Raw genomic sequence first — 14748 nt, forward strand, 5'->3', positions numbered from 1 at the left:
GGGAGGCAGCGGGGTCTTGGGGAGGCAGCGCGGTCTTGGGGGTTCCCCCCATGAGCGACTGCCGTGGTCTCCCCCATGATCGACTGCCGTGGTTTCCACGGGGTTTACAGCGATGCAGCGCGGTCTTGGGGGTTTCCCCCATGAGCGACTGCATCAAGACAGGTGCGGAAACAAGTTCCGCACACAGACCCAAAACCATGAGCGACTGCATCAAGAATTGATAAATTTTGGTGATGCTAGTCATAGACTATAAATACTTGTAGAGTCACTGGACGAACTACTTGATGAACAGAAGTAGGCAAAGTCTTGTAGACTCAGTATTTACCTAACTCCTACCTGCCATAGTAGAGGGGTCTAGTTGATCACTGGCTATCCTTGATTGCTTAGGAGGTTTTTCAAAAGCACGAGAAATAGCATTTTACCCAGACTTTAGTTAAAAGTCCGAGGTAGGAATTAAAAGCAAGCCAACGTGCTGATTGGCTTTGCCAGAGACTTATTGCTAGCTCTAGTTGATTCTAAGAGAATATCCGTAAAAATTATGTAAAGCTTTATTAAAGAAAGTGAAATTTCATCCTAAGTAACAGCAAATTTTTTGTAAAAATCAGCCAAGCTCATGGGTAATGGTGATCCGATTACCGATTACCGATGAGCAATTACCTATGAGCAATTAGCTATGAGCAATTACCCAAGAATGTTATGTTGCATCCCTCTTAGAGAAAGGGGATAAAGATTAATGTTCCGATTCTTGAAGGCGCTTGCTTCTGGTCACCTCTTGTCGATATAAGACAAACACTAATAGCCATAAGCTGAGCATCCTCAACGAATCTGAAGTTAAACTTGACCAGGCAGCTCCCTTCCATGAATACAGAGGAATTAACCAAAGGTTTAACGAAAAGTTCAACAGAGCTGCCGTTACTTGTATGCTACTACGCAAACCTTGAAATCCAGCACCAGTCAGGGTGTCCGCCGCAAAAAACTGCATGGCTTTGAAAAACGGTATCGGTGCTAACCAACGTAAGGCATGGACTACCTCAGTATAGTCTTCACCTATGATGTAGGGTACCATTGGAGCCGAGATAAACAACCCGATACCAGCAGCTATTCCGTACATACCAGCAATTGGTGATAGACGCTTGGCCAGATTGAGACTTCCCCGGATGCCAGCGGCTCCGTGCTGAAAAAACTTGGCATAGGAAGCTGCTAACAGAGATTGTACAGGGACAAATGCCACATCAATTAAACGGTATGCAGCAGCATATATACCTGTAGCTTGTAATGTAGAAAGACGCGCCAGCATGGTTTTATCTACATTGTTGTTAACCGTTTCAGCACAAAGGTTGACAGAAAAGTAGAATCCCTGAAGCATCTCTGGCTTGAGCTTTGATATGGCCAATTTAGGAGTGCCTAACATCCGATGTACCATCAGCAATCCAATCCCAGCTGTTATTGCTGTACTAGCCATATATAAAGCTCCCCAAACTACAATATCTGATGTCTGAAAGAAGCTGACAAAACAAAGTGTTGCCACTAAATTTTTTAGACTAAGTAAAAAATGAATCTGGGCGGTGTGCTTAAGCTGACTGACTGCGATAAATGCCTGACCAGCGGTGGCTAAAATTTTCAAAAAGAGTAAGTCAGACAAAAATACGAAAAATATTAGCAGGGGCGAGGTTTCTTCAGGTAAAATAGCTGGATATATAAGCATCACTAAGACAATTAGCACCAAACTAGAGGTAAAAATCATCAACAGCGCATTGCCCCAGTATTCCTTGAATAAGGCTCGGTTTCTAGAGACATTTTTAATTAAAACATCTCCACTACCCCAGGTAGCAAAAGGCGATATAATCGCCGCTAAAGCGGTCAAACTAGCAAACAAACCATACTGTTTAGCACCGAGGGTACGAGCAATCATCACGAAGTAGGCCGCTTGGACAATCATCTTCATAAATTTAGCCAAGAGCATCCACAACGTGTTACGTACTAGGGATTTATGAAATATGCCAATGAGCCTGGATTTGAGGGATTTAAAATTCATATTAAGTAGTTTATATCATACCTTTTCGCTGCTAGGATTTCCTGCCAAATTGATCATTGATCGAAAATTATCTCTGATTACCCAGACTAAGAATACAATCAGCGACTTAGTATGAATTATACCAAGTTGCCATCAAAGATATTACTCTAAAAGTTAGCATCATAATACCTCTGAAGGCAACTTATGTATTATCTGATTTATCCCTGCTTATATGGCTAATTTTTCATTATGCTCACCCTTAGGCTGACTAGCTGCTTAGTCCCACTAATTCTTTGCTATACCATGCCGATATCTCCCGCCCCAATAATTTGAAGAGCTTTTGATTGTCATTGGCATAGATGGTGTAGAGTTTTTGAATCGCTGATGGACTGGGGCGAAGCTTTTGGTGTTGTAAGGGTAAGCGCTGATCAACACGATTGATCAAGCCACGCATCAATGGAAAACGGGTTCCCAGATAACGAGCAATTGGTGAACTAGTGCTTTGATGGACTTTCTTATACTTTTTACTAAAATCAAAGGAAGAATCTATGTCAAGGAATTCACAAACCTTTTTCAGAGAATCGTCAGAGTTTTGAGCAATGTCTTCTTCAAAGACTAGAATTAGCATTTGCTTAGGATCAAAGTAGTCATAGTAGGCTTGCAGTTGGCGATAATATCGTCCCATATCAATGATGCCATAGCGCTCAACTAGGGATTGTTGATCACCAACTAATAGCTCATCAAGGTCATCATTGACAAATATAACTCCATTTTTGATAAAGTGATTCACAGCAGCAATGGCTCGTTCAACTGGATTTCTCAGGACTACAATAAGTTTGGCTTCAGGCAATGTCTCGTAGATTAGTCGATGGGAATAGGAAATTTCTTCGAGAGGGTCATAGTAGACTTTACCCTGGGCATCAGGCAATGGCTCGATCCATAAGTAATTAGGAGTTTTTTCTCCAATCGCTTTTTCACCATTAACATCAGCAAAATGTTTTTTATACCATTCAATACCTTGATTGAGATTATACCTCTTATTAAAGTAATGAATCTCATTTGTAGGTATAAATACCTCAGGATGTTCCCTGAGATTATGGGCTAACCAGGTAGTTCCAGCCTTTTGGGCTCCAATGATTAAAAAGTTCGGTAAAGTCACTAACAACTCTCTCGTCATATGGCACTGCTATTTCGCCATTAATTCTACCTATATAAAAATCGACAAAACAATTGACTATATTGCTGATTATCCTAAGTAATTTTGCTGATCAGCACTACGCAAATCTAGGGATTAATACGGATTATTTTCCCTAGCCAGAGCATAATTTGAGCACGAGATGCTGAACTAATTAGCTAATAATATAATAAATTAATTCATTTTTATTATTAATAACCAGATAATACCAAGAATTTAAGCTCTATTTAACATGAGTTAATAGGTCGATTGTTTATACGTCAATATGCGTATCACTTGGCGGATTAGTTTCACTAGCCATAGAATAATTTTAGGACGAGATGCTGAACTAAGCGGCCAATAAATTACTGGTTTTACCATACTATAGGGCATTATTCCTACCCACAGTAACCAATGACTCCAGAGTAGCTTCTTTTTCCAATTAAATTTAGAATATTTCCAGATTGACCAATATCCTTTGTAAGCTAAAACTAAAGGGGAATCAGAAGCAAAAGGATGATGGTGAGGATCTAGTCGTAAAGAAGCGATACGGTGAATCAAATGATTGGAGTCACGAAAGCTCAAATCCGGGCATACGTGATAGCCTAACTCAGTCGCCTTGCGTACTAAATAGTTATACTTGATGAAATCATGGTTGATAGACCGACGGAACCGTTCAATGGGAATGGTTCCCTTAGAAAAAGCCCACAAATTATTCCCATGTTGTCGGTATGCCCCAAGGGGTTTTTCAATCGATACCACTTGCCCATAAAATGGGTTCAGGGTGACTAGATAGCCGTCAGCAGCTATGGTAAATTCAGATTCAGGTATAGGAAAAATTTGAGCTAGTGCTGACCGTGCAAAACTATTGCCACTGGTTACAGTACTGCTGTACTTTCCCTTCTCCAACAAAATTGGCCAAACGGTGCCACTATCAAATTTTATGTCTGGAGCTGGATGGATACCAATGAATTCACTAAGGGCATTGACCAACTCTAAACGATATTGCACCTGGACTACCCCTGGTTTCCAAACGGCTACCACTTCGGACACCGCATTAGGGAATAAGTAATCATCAGCATCTAAAAAAATTACAATCTCCCCACGGCTGACATAAAAACCGGCATTGAGTGCCGATGCTTGCCCACCATTTTTCTTGAGGATAGGAATAATTTTATCACCGTAGCTAGTGATAATCTCCTGAGAGTTGTCAGTGGACTCATCATCCACCACAATGACTTCGGTATTTGGATAAGTCTGACTCAGGCTACTGTCAATTGCTTGAGGTAGAAACTGACCGTAATTGTAGTTGTTGATGACAATGCTGACTAATAACTGACAATTTTCATTCATTTCAATAGGTTTTGTTGTCGCTCTAATGGAATAAGGACCGAAAGAGCTACAGATGTGTAGAGTACCCAAAAGATATTGTTTTGTATCATCACTGATGTCTCAGTGATATTGGCTAAAACGGTATAGGTTAAGAACAATAATGGCCAGAGATTCTCTGATGTTTTACTTACACGAAGCCAAGCAATAGCTCTTAGTAAACTAAAACTAAATCCAATTAGGTAGATTGATACTCCCAAGATTCCTAAAGCTAGCCATAGGTCGAGCAAGCCGTTGTGGGCGTTGGGAGCTGGCCACAATACTGCACGCCAGACATAGGCAGATTCACCATTAAAGCCATTCCAGAATGAACCATAGCCATAACCGAGCCACGGCTGTTTCTCAATCATGTCCAACACGAAGGGCCATAGCTCTGTACGACCGGTCAAGGTAGCATCCTTACCGATTGCACCTAGCAAAGCGTCTGCATTATCTAACAACCAGATTAAGACGCTGCCTCCGAATGTTGTCATGGCAAATATAGTCGGAATCAGTAGGTCATATCGCCACCGTAACATCCGGTATAGATATAGAGAGAGTAACATAATTATAAGACTAACCAGTGCAGTTTTGGAAGTTGTAAATAGTAAAAGAATTACGGAAAAGCCAAACCCCCCCCAGAACAGTAAATTATTTTTTTTGCCCCGAATAGCCAGGAGCAAAAATACAACTGCACTGGGCACCATGACTTTGCCAAGAACATTTTTATGGACGTATATTCCTCGCCAAGTTCCAGCATGAACTCCCCCCATAATCCCGTATTTCGGCAGAGCCACAATAAACATAAAACTGAGCAATACTGCTACTCCGAACGCCCAACCCAGCATTTCTAGCTGTTCTTTGATGGTGTAGCGGCTGGCGAGGTAAACACCAAACAAAGTTGTGCCAATTAGGGCAACAGCACGGTTGATGGTCGTTGTTGGTTCAGAAGACCAGAAAATAGATACTACTGCTATCCCCACCAACAGACTGAGCCACCTATCTTTACTGAGGACATAAAGTACCTTTTTCCACCGTAGTGTTAGGAGGAAAAAGGTAACGAGATAAATTAATACGAACAGCAATCTACTGAGGGAGGAATCAAATTCTTGTATGACATCCCCCTCACTTCTGCCTCCTGATAAAATTACAGTGAGTACTCCTCCTGAATAGAGCACCAAGGAAACAGTAGTGAAAATTGGTTCAAAAAATGCCAACAGTTTTCTCATGAACCCTGGTTTATATTGAAAAATTGTAATTATAAATTTGTATTCATAATACTGTATGTAAAAGTTGCTAAGCTGTTTTGAATTTAAATGCACAACAGCTTAAAGCAATGAATGAAATTGTTTAAACTTAATAGCATCTGGCCAGCTAAGAGTGCATCCACACCCTTAAACCGGCTGAATCTAAGAGGCTCAGGAATTACCCAGATAGGGAAATTAAACCCTATCCCTAGGTTTGATTTATATCTCAGGCTGAGATAGATAAATTCGGACTAAGTAGAGATTTGCCATCAAAGTAGTCCGGAATCGGTGCTCCCATCAACCTCAAGATGGTTGGCGCTATATCTACAGGATGAGCTTCTGGCAAACTAGAACCGGGGGTAATTCCTGGTCCGCTTGCCATCAAAAAGCCTCTGGCTCGGTGACCACCAGGACGATTATAGGTAATTGGACCAATGCGTCCCACATCAGGACTATCCACTACATCTGTGGGACACTCGTGCCATACGACTACTAGGTCAGCATCTGGCAGTTTGGGGTTATCATCTGTGGCGACGTTATGGGTGCGCACTACTTGTTTAACTAATGGTTCTCCTGTCCTGCCATCGGTAAGGCGATAAAGGAAGTCTGTTAGGTTATCGCACAGAGCATCATACTCGGAAGGGTCAACAATACCATCTCGTTCCCGTCCTTTGAGGTTGATGCGAATATGTCCATCAGCAAAGGCGGGTAAAGCAAAGGCTTTCATCTTGGGCCAGAGGGGAGTATATAGAGTAGCTGGCATCCAACCCAATTGCACCTTGTGCTTCATGAGGGGATAAGGAGAGAGTAAACCGTGCTGGCCAGATTGTAAAAAGGCTTTATGGGTCCAGGTGTTGAACAACTGCTTAATGGGATTGGGTTCATAAATCTTTCGCCATACTTCCCCTGGCCAAGAGTTGCGGATTGGACGAGTAATTGGTGCTGGGGGAGTGACTCCGATTTTGCTGGGAGTAATGGCATACTTGCCAGGGAAGTTATACCGATAGAGCAATTCTGGCAGGAACATCATGCTCATCAAATCTGTAACATTGGCAGCCATGCCATGAACTGCGAAACACAAGATATAGACATCCTTAGGGGCAGCAGCGATAATTTTTGCGATCGCATCATCCACCGCTTCAAAGATTTTCAGCATCGGGTCTCCAGCCTTACCATTCTTTTTGCTCTGGTAAGGGTAGAGCTGGTGATCTGGTTGGCTGCGGTCCCACAGGTCATGACCAGCACTGTGAGTTTCACCGAAAGCGGTCACGAACAAGTCCCACGGTTCACGCTGAAGTAAATCCCGGCAAATCTCTGAGCGAGTGGAGATACTAGTTTTTAGAGCTTGCTGAATCCATTTAAAATAAACTGGATCCCACCAGCGACCATTATCTTTATGGAGCACTGGGTTTTTGCCGTATTGGGCAATAATATTGGGCAATAATTCCGGCGGTTGGGAATGGCTTGGCACAAAGGGATAATGTCCCCCCCAACCCAAAATTTGTAAGCCATTAATTTGATCTGACAGTCCTGATACTGGTACATCAAAGGCAGCAACCCGGTAGTCATTCCCTAAGGCATAAAATGGATTATACTCTTTATAATCGTATCCACTATAAATTTTGTCGCAGACTACTTTATAAGTTTCTGGATCAAATTTTATGGTATCCCAAAAACCGGTTTTATCTGGTAAACAACCGGTAGAAAACATTACCCACAAGGGTTCAGTGGATGAAAATTCAACTGTCTTATTGTTGTAGTTAACGGTATTGTTCAGGCGACCATAGATTCCTTGTTGCCGTATTTTGTTGAGGGTCTTCAGATGTCCTTGGGACATCCACTTCTCCAACAATAGCGGGTCAGCTGCATCCAGTCCAATAGCAATTACAGGGGTTTTCATGGTAATATTCTAGATTTTCTGACAGGGGGACATAAAGCTTATAACGTAGACAGTGCTAACTCTATAGCCCGCTCACCTTTCTTGTAATAGTTGAGCCAACGACGGTTAATTTTCAAAAGTTCGTCCACTATTTTTTCGCACAATCCCCTTAAGCGAAGCCACGAATGCTGATGTTGGCCAACATAAAAAGCGCTATGTCGCCTTTGTCCACTTGATTGGGTTTCAGGCCTGACCACATATTTTTGAATTCCCATCTGCTTAATGTCTCGCCCTTGAAGCATCGCACTGGTATAGGCAATCGCCACAACAATCATCAATTTTGAGAGATGCTCACTTGTGAGTTTAGACCCTTCAAGACTATAGCCTCCCGACTTAAAATCTCGAAACATTTCCTCAATTGAAAATCGTCTTTGGTAGGCGACAATAGCCGTATCTAACTCATCAAAGTTAGTTAAAATATACCAAGGCTCTTTCGTTTTAAATCCCTGGTACTTTCCCTTCCACTTACCGGCTATATTAAACCTCCCAAATCCTTTTTGTTTGGTAACCTGGCAGTCCTTAATAAACAGCTTTACTCCTGGCTTAAGCCCATAGTCTTTCAACTTTTGTTCCATCTCAGTATCGTGACAAACAAGCGTGTTAGATTTCTGTCTCAAACAAAAGTATGCACCCTCCAAGCTCAGCCAGTTGCCCAGTTTGGGTGAACAAAATTCCCGGTCCCCTAAAACCACCACCCTATAGTTGGAGAGTAACCCAAGACTTTTCCCCAAAACAGATGTTTGCTCATCAAAATTACTGCTGCCTTTTTTCTCCAAGAACTCCCAGTAAATCGGCCAGGCTCGATGATCATAGATGACGCTAACCATCAAGATATTAATCACCCCCCAGCTAGTGCGGTCTATTGCCAAATATATTCTATCGTTCGGTTTAAACATCTCTTCTAGAAGAGCACTTACACAGGGAAACCATATTGAAACTATGTTAAACTCTCTTAGTCGCAAAAACCGACGTAATTTCTTGCGACGACTCTCAAACAAAATAGGTAACGGTAGCGCTTGAGCTAACACTTCTAGTTTGACCTGTCTGAGTAGTTGTAGGCTCGCAACGACTAAGGTCACCAACAAATACCTGCTGTGATACAGCTGATTTTGTAGAATTTTCTGGTATGTTTTAGCTATCATTTTTGGTAGATAGGTCAGGGTTACTATATTTGACCTATCTTTTTTTTGATTACTCTGCTGTATCCCTTGCTACACAAGGGTTATAACCGCTATGTCCCCCCGTCAGCTAGATTTTATATATAAGTAAAGCTAATCCATAAGAGCAGGTCTGGTTGACTAATCATCATCTTATGGAGCAGGTAATTGGTAATTATTAATTGGTAATTATTAATTTATCATTACCTAGTTTACGATTACCGATTAGTAATTCCCGATTCCCATCCAGGGATTATTTTGGTTGGGAAGTGATTAACCGGATTTGATATAATGTTTCATTTCTCACTAAGAATAATTTAAGTAGTTATTTCCTAAGGGCGTTAACTAATAAAAAATAGGTAACTAATCAAACAATAGGGTTTTAGTCTAGTTATAGTCTGGATTAATCCAGGAAATTAAATCATTAATTTATATTGTTTGATTTTCGGGAATAGCGATTAGTCATAAGTCATAGTTTTAAATCATCTCCGGGAAACCTTCGAGGTTTTTTGAGTCTCAGCTTTACGCTGTGCCAATCTTCTGACTGAGCCATAATCGAAGTATTCCTGTGACTGGTAAAAGTAACCAATCGATTCATCTTTTTGAATGACACCATTAGCCACCAAACCCAAAACCGTCTGACCGGAACTATCTAACATTTGTTTAGCCACATTAGCATTAGCAAAATCCAGCACACCTGGTCGAGCCACCAACAACATGCCATCAGTCATTGGACTTAAGCAAAGGGCATCAGCAGTCAGAAGTAAGGGTGGGGCATCAATAATCACAAAGTCATATTGGGTTGAACATTCCTCAATCAGGGAAGCCATTTGCTTTGAATCCAGGAGTGCCAAAGGATTAGGAGGCATTACCCCAGCAGTGAGAACATCAAGATTTTCCATGGCTTGACAGATGGCAAGCTCTAGAGGCACTTCACCAATCAGTACCTGGCTCAAACCGGCCACATTCATTACTTGCCAAATATAATGCTGACAGGGGTGACGCATATCGGAATCAATCAGCAAAACCCGACGCCCCAGTTGAGCCATAGCAGCGGCCAAGTTTGCTGATACGGTAGATTTGCCTTCCTTGGAAACGGAGCTAGTGACTACAATAACTTTAAGTGGGTGATCAGACCTGAGAAATTTCAGATTCGCTTGAATCATCCGGTAGACTTCACTCACCATGGAATGAGGCTGGTCTGTTACGGGCAATTCCCCTCCGAAAAATAGGTCATCCCGACGACGGGATAGCTTCTTGTGCTTGAAAACTGGAATCACCCCTAGCACAGGATATCTTAATAACTGCTTGACTTCTTTGAGAGTTTTGATAGAGCGGTCTCTCATTTCCAAGAGCAAAACAGCAGTCGTGGCCAGTGTGACCCCCAACATCACCCCTAGAGCCAACACCTTTATTTTCTTATCACCTAAGGGCTTTTTAGGGACTATTGCTGGCTCAATGATGCGAGCATTAGCGGTATCTTGGTTTTCTGCGACCTTTAATTCATTGAGATTTTTCAACAGGGTTTCATAGGTCAAGCGGGCAGCTTGGAGTCGTTGTTCGAGCTGCTGCTGAGTTTGCTCCAACCGAGGAAGAACATTGACCCGTTGTTCATAGGCAATTCTAGCCTTAGCAAGAGTTGCTAATCCTTCTGCTAAACTTCGACGTTTGACTTCTGATTCAATAAAATCGCTAATCAGTTTTTGTTTGAGCTGGTCAACTTCTAAAAGCCCTTGAGTAATTTGTATCTGAGTACCAGCCAGACTCTGTGAGCCTAGTATTTGATCAATCTGCTGTTGTAAATGACCTCTGAGGGAGCTTTGCTGCTTGGTCAGCCGAATCATGACCGGGTGATTTTTACCGTAACGATTGTTCCCAACCGCTAATTGCCGCTCAACCTCTTGCAGTTCTTGGAGTACGCCCTGTACTGAAGTAGACTGACTCAGGGCACTGATAGCAATTGCCTGCTGGGGATTAAGACCCACCTGGTTTCTCAAGCCAGCAGCTTGGGCATTGGCTTCTTCAAGTTGAGCTTGAACTGTAGTAATTTGGCTGTCTAAGTCAGCCATCACCGCTACCAAAGACCTGGCTTCTTCTGTGAGGGATACAACCTGATTGCGTTCTTTAAATTGGCGTAGAGCAGCTTCTGCTTGCCTGACATTGGCTTCACTTTGAGGAAGTTGGTTAGTAATAAACTCACGGGCTTTTGCTGCTTCCGACTTTTTGGATAGGATCTGATTCTCTATATAAAGCCTCATTAATTGATTGATCACCGCCGCCCCTTTGTCTGAGTTGTTACCCTTGTAGGAAAGCCTAACCACATCGGTACCACCCACAATTTTGATAGTGAGCCTTCTTTTGAGGGCTTCCGGTTCCAAAGGTAGACCTTCGTTATCAGTAAGGTTTAGTTGATCAATGATCTGTTGCAGAAGCGGGTGGGAGTAAATCACCTCAACTTCAGTACTCAGAGGGTTCTGGGCATCAACCAGAGGCCGTAACTGTTCAATTTCCTCCCCCAACCCAGTCAAGAAAGCGGTTCGGTCTATCTTAAACAGTAGTTTTCCTTCAGCTTCATAGGAAGGCTTGAGAAACAAGGTAGACCAGGCTGCTGAGATAACTGTAAATAGGAAAATAGCAACCGCTGGCAGCCAACGACGTTTCAATAGTAGTAAGTATTGGCTAATATCGAGATCTATAGAACTTCTAGACTCCATAAGTTCTTAAGGGACTCCCCCTCGGTAGATTGCACAATCAAATAATTTTTGGTATTGGTGCAGATTAGCTACCAAACCTGCCATCCGTCAGATGCAACCTATATATGGAAATAATAATAATAAAAGTTAATCATATCAAAAGTAACTCGACATTAAAGACTTAGTAAAGATCTGCAAATTTTCCGTGCTTCTTGTGACCATAATACGCTCAAGGGGCTGACCGGGTGTCGGCTATAGGAGCAACGGGGGTACGGTTTGGCCACCGATTGTTGTGTCAGTAAGACCAGGAATCCCTAGAGCTGTTGACTCTTCTATCTTCTGACCTAACCCAAACCCGGTCAGCCGTCAGTCATCAGCCGTCAGCCATCAGCCGTCAGCTTATTTTATTCAAAAACACCGATTGCGCTACGCGCAGGCTGCGCGAACAGTAGCGATGCAGTGGCCTCACGGGGAGGCAGCGCGGTCTTGGGGGTTTCCCCCATGAGCGACTGCCGTGGTTTCCCCCACTCGCGCTTTGCATGGCTGACAGCGTGCGCTATGGGCATAAACTGTTCCGTGTAGCGTGGCCACAGGCCTTTGGCTGTTCGGTGTAGCGTGCCCATGAGCTGATACTTGAGGTGCTGATAGCTGAATGCTTACGGTCACCCTACCCCCGCTGGCTCCATTTCTGGCTAAACTTTTACCAAATTGAACCATTCTGTTGGCCAGTGAGTCTAAATAACATAGGAAAACAAAGCGGTGAGGAAGAACCCACAGTTGTCAGTCAGATCAGCCCAGGCTTCCAAAGAAGATTCTGCTGCTGCAAAAACAACCAGCACAGACACAGAGTTGGTATTGCAGTGCCAACAGGGGAACCAGCAGAGTTTTCGCCAACTATACCGACGCTATCAGCAGCGCGTCAGGTCAACTATCTATCAGCTATGTGGTGCTTATGCTCTTGATGATTTAGTACAAGAGGTGTTCCTACGAGTTTGGAAAGGCTTACCAAAACTACGGCAACCTTCACAGTTCTCCACCTGGCTTTACCGCATCTGCTGGAATGTGGCATCGGATCAGCGGCGCAATTTGCAACGGCAACGTGCTTTAAACCTTCAACTTCCAGAGGACACAGCTGATCTACCCCTAAAAAATGCCAAATCCTCCCATACTCCTGATCTGATGCAGTTGCACTATCAGGACATGATTCAAAAAGGAATCCAGCAACTGAGCTTGAACCATCGTGCTGTGCTGGTGCTACATGATTTAGAGGATTTGCCACAAAAGGAAGTTGCTAAAATTTTGGGCATAGCTCTCGGAACGGTTAAGTCTCGTCTTTTCCACGCTCGAACTTCCCTACGGAAATATATCATCCAACAACAAGGAGACATGCCATGACTCAGTTTCAACCTGATGACGAACAATGGCAAGCATTTCTGCGCCAACATCGACCTACTCCTCCACCAGCAGCATTTGAGTTGGAGGAACGAGTTATCAATGCGATCGCTAAATCCCCACCGCCTAGTCGTAAACCACAGCTTTGGTTAGTTCCATCAGCCATCGCTGTTGGTTTACTGATGGCTTGGAGTGGTTACCGCACTCACAATTTAACCACTCTAGAAGCTTTCTTAGAGAAAAATTGGCATGGAGTTGTGGGAGAGACATCGGTGAGCAATGTCATTCATACTCCACCAGCTGATTGGATGATCTTAGCCAATACTGGACAATAAAAACCCATAGTAGGAACGATCACCTCAGGATCACCTATAGAGGATAAGGTTTGACCTGTTAAAAGGTTGGCTCTAGCCAACGGCTATGGCAAGGTAAAAGTGGGTTGTCAACCTTCAACCTTCAACCTTCAACCTTCAACTTTCAACCTTCAACCTTCAACCTTCAACCTTCAACCTTCAACCTTCAACCTTCAACCTTCAATATTTCTTCCAAACTGTAAATTAAAGACATTTATAGGTAACTTCCATGCTGTTACGTCCAGGTTATGTTTTGTCAATTCTCTTGGTTACCCTGACTGGCTGCACTGCTGTAGCTAATACCAAGCCTATAACCTCTCAATTGATTCCCAGCCCTGAGGGTCAACAACACCGAAAATCGAGTAAGCATAGGTTAATGAGGCAACTCAAGCTCAACCAGGTGCAAAGGCAGCAGCTAAAAACCATTAAGCTGGAGTATGAAGAATCCATTATAGATCTTCGTCAGGAAGTGAGTCAAGCGAAGCAGACATTAAGTGAGTTGATGGTGGGTACAGCTGACAGAGAAACTATCCGCACTCAATACCAACAGGTTCAACTATTGAACCGGCAGCTAGGAGAGTTACACTTTGAGAGTATGTTGCAGATGCGAGAGGTGATGACTCCTGAACAACGCATCCAGTTTGCTCAATTCATGAGACAGCGCCGCAACCAAAACCCTCTATCGGATTAAGTAGAACCACAAAGGATAAGGATTTTGAGATTTATTTATCTACACGGTTTTGCATCTAGCCCTGAATCAGCCAAGGCGGTGTATTTACAGCAAGCGTTTGCTGGCCTCAATGTCTCTCTAACAATTCCTGACCTTAATCAAGATGACTTTAATCATTTAACAATAAGCCGCCAGATTAGTCAAGTGGCAGCATTACTGCCCTTAGATGGAACACCAGTCACGTTAATCGGCTCTAGTTTGGGTGCTTTTACCGCTGCACTTTTAGCACAAAACAATTCACAAATCAAGAGACTGGTTCTACTAGCACCAGCATTTGGCTTCCTTGACCATTGGTTGCCGAAATTAGGAGCAGAACAGCTTAATCAGTGGCGCTCCCAAGGATATCTAGATATTTATCATTACCGAGAAAAGCGAACGCTTCCCTTGCACTACCAGTTTGTAGAAGATGCCCGTCAGTATGAGGGTTTGGAGCTAGGGCGACAAGTACCTACTCTGATTCTACATGGGTGCTACGATGAGGTGATTCCTATGATCGCGAGTCGTGATTATGCCAGTACCCGCCCTTGGGTGCAATTGGTTGAATTGGAGAGCGAACATGGTTTGCGGGATGTGATGGAGTTAATTTGGGCAGCAGTTCGGGAATTTTGTAATATTTAGGCTTGAAGCTTAACGGATGACAAGACAACTCTAGGCTATACATGACCAGGCTTTGGGAAAATG

12 protein-coding genes and 1 pseudogene are annotated in these 14748 nt (G+C 43.1%); 5 read left to right on the plus strand and 8 right to left on the minus strand.

Annotated elements, in window-relative coordinates:
- A pseudogene (locus tag BJP37_RS41905) lies at nucleotides 1-221 on the plus strand (hypothetical protein); the annotation flags it as partial.
- A 509-nt stretch (nucleotides 222-730) separates the two neighbouring features.
- Here BJP37_RS41905 and BJP37_RS07565 read toward each other — a convergent pair.
- From BJP37_RS07565 to BJP37_RS35870, 8 genes are all read right to left on the minus strand, one after another.
- On the minus strand, nucleotides 731-2035 hold the full coding sequence (locus BJP37_RS07565) for an oligosaccharide flippase family protein (protein ID WP_075897704.1): 1305 nt from the start codon (nucleotides 2033-2035) through the stop codon (nucleotides 731-733).
- A gap of 247 nt (nucleotides 2036-2282) precedes the next feature.
- Nucleotides 2283-3191 carry a sulfotransferase domain-containing protein gene (locus BJP37_RS07570; RefSeq protein WP_075897706.1) on the minus strand — a complete coding sequence of 303 codons (909 nt, stop codon included), beginning with the start codon at nucleotides 3189-3191 and terminating at the stop codon, nucleotides 2283-2285.
- 255 nt (nucleotides 3192-3446) lie between these two features.
- Nucleotides 3447-4541, minus strand: coding sequence for a glycosyltransferase family 2 protein (locus tag BJP37_RS07575; RefSeq protein WP_075897708.1), 1095 nt, complete (start codon nucleotides 4539-4541; stop codon nucleotides 3447-3449).
- The gene (locus BJP37_RS07580) at nucleotides 4538-5785 is read right to left on the minus strand and encodes an O-antigen ligase family protein (RefSeq protein ID WP_075897710.1); all 1248 of its coding nucleotides are present in this window, start codon (nucleotides 5783-5785) and stop codon (nucleotides 4538-4540) included. The genes BJP37_RS07575 and BJP37_RS07580 overlap by 4 nt, the downstream gene beginning before the upstream one ends.
- Before the next feature lie 244 nt (nucleotides 5786-6029).
- Nucleotides 6030-7703, minus strand: coding sequence for an alkaline phosphatase family protein (locus BJP37_RS07585; RefSeq protein ID WP_075897712.1), 1674 nt, complete (start codon nucleotides 7701-7703; stop codon nucleotides 6030-6032).
- Nucleotides 7704-7741: 38 nt separating this feature from the next.
- Nucleotides 7742-8884: an IS4 family transposase gene (locus tag BJP37_RS07590; RefSeq protein WP_075897714.1), complete on the minus strand. Its 1143-nt coding sequence runs from the start codon at nucleotides 8882-8884 to the stop codon at nucleotides 7742-7744.
- Nucleotides 8885-9381: 497 nt separating this feature from the next.
- The gene (locus BJP37_RS07595; protein WP_075897716.1) at nucleotides 9382-11613 is read right to left on the minus strand and encodes a GumC family protein; all 2232 of its coding nucleotides are present in this window, start codon (nucleotides 11611-11613) and stop codon (nucleotides 9382-9384) included.
- Between the two features lie 444 nt (nucleotides 11614-12057).
- Nucleotides 12058-12258 carry a hypothetical protein gene (locus BJP37_RS35870; protein ID WP_158069479.1) on the minus strand — a complete coding sequence of 67 codons (201 nt, stop codon included), beginning with the start codon at nucleotides 12256-12258 and terminating at the stop codon, nucleotides 12058-12060.
- Between the two features lie 111 nt (nucleotides 12259-12369).
- Here BJP37_RS35870 and BJP37_RS07605 point away from each other — a divergent pair, with 111 nt between their 5' ends.
- From BJP37_RS07605 to BJP37_RS07625, 4 genes are all read left to right on the plus strand, one after another.
- Nucleotides 12370-12987 carry a sigma-70 family RNA polymerase sigma factor gene (locus BJP37_RS07605; protein WP_075905857.1) on the plus strand — a complete coding sequence of 206 codons (618 nt, stop codon included), beginning with the start codon at nucleotides 12370-12372 and terminating at the stop codon, nucleotides 12985-12987.
- Entirely contained in the window at nucleotides 12984-13319 is a 336-nt protein-coding gene (locus BJP37_RS07610; protein ID WP_075897720.1) for a hypothetical protein, read from the plus strand. Before BJP37_RS07605 ends, BJP37_RS07610 begins: the two co-directional genes overlap by 4 nt.
- A 247-nt stretch (nucleotides 13320-13566) precedes the next feature.
- Entirely contained in the window at nucleotides 13567-14028 is a 462-nt protein-coding gene (locus BJP37_RS07620; protein ID WP_081431102.1) for a Spy/CpxP family protein refolding chaperone, read from the plus strand.
- A gap of 24 nt (nucleotides 14029-14052) precedes the next feature.
- Nucleotides 14053-14685, plus strand: coding sequence for a YqiA/YcfP family alpha/beta fold hydrolase (locus BJP37_RS07625; protein ID WP_075897726.1), 633 nt, complete (start codon nucleotides 14053-14055; stop codon nucleotides 14683-14685).
- The last annotated feature ends 63 nt before the right edge of the window (nucleotides 14686-14748 follow it).

Source organism: Moorena bouillonii PNG, assembly GCF_001942495.1.
Taxonomy (GTDB): domain Bacteria; phylum Cyanobacteriota; class Cyanobacteriia; order Cyanobacteriales; family Coleofasciculaceae; genus Moorena; species Moorena bouillonii.

What these genes read in the sequence shown, in the direction of transcription:
- BJP37_RS07565 (WP_075897704.1), bottom strand. Translation starts at nt 2,035, where the DNA reads ATGAATTTTAAATCCCTCAAATCCAGGCTCATTGGCATATTTCATAAA.
- BJP37_RS07570 (WP_075897706.1), bottom strand. Translation starts at nt 3,191, where the DNA reads ATGACGAGAGAGTTGTTAGTGACTTTACCGAACTTTTTAATCATTGGA.
- BJP37_RS07575 (WP_075897708.1), bottom strand. Translation starts at nt 4,541, where the DNA reads ATGAATGAAAATTGTCAGTTATTAGTCAGCATTGTCATCAACAACTAC.
- BJP37_RS07580 (WP_075897710.1), bottom strand. Translation starts at nt 5,785, where the DNA reads ATGAGAAAACTGTTGGCATTTTTTGAACCAATTTTCACTACTGTTTCC.
- BJP37_RS07585 (WP_075897712.1), bottom strand. Translation starts at nt 7,703, where the DNA reads ATGAAAACCCCTGTAATTGCTATTGGACTGGATGCAGCTGACCCGCTA.
- BJP37_RS07590 (WP_075897714.1), bottom strand. Translation starts at nt 8,884, where the DNA reads ATGATAGCTAAAACATACCAGAAAATTCTACAAAATCAGCTGTATCAC.
- BJP37_RS07595 (WP_075897716.1), bottom strand. Translation starts at nt 11,613, where the DNA reads ATGGAGTCTAGAAGTTCTATAGATCTCGATATTAGCCAATACTTACTA.
- BJP37_RS07610 (WP_075897720.1), top strand. Translation starts at nt 12,984, where the DNA reads ATGACTCAGTTTCAACCTGATGACGAACAATGGCAAGCATTTCTGCGC.
- BJP37_RS07620 (WP_081431102.1), top strand. Translation starts at nt 13,567, where the DNA reads ATGCTGTTACGTCCAGGTTATGTTTTGTCAATTCTCTTGGTTACCCTG.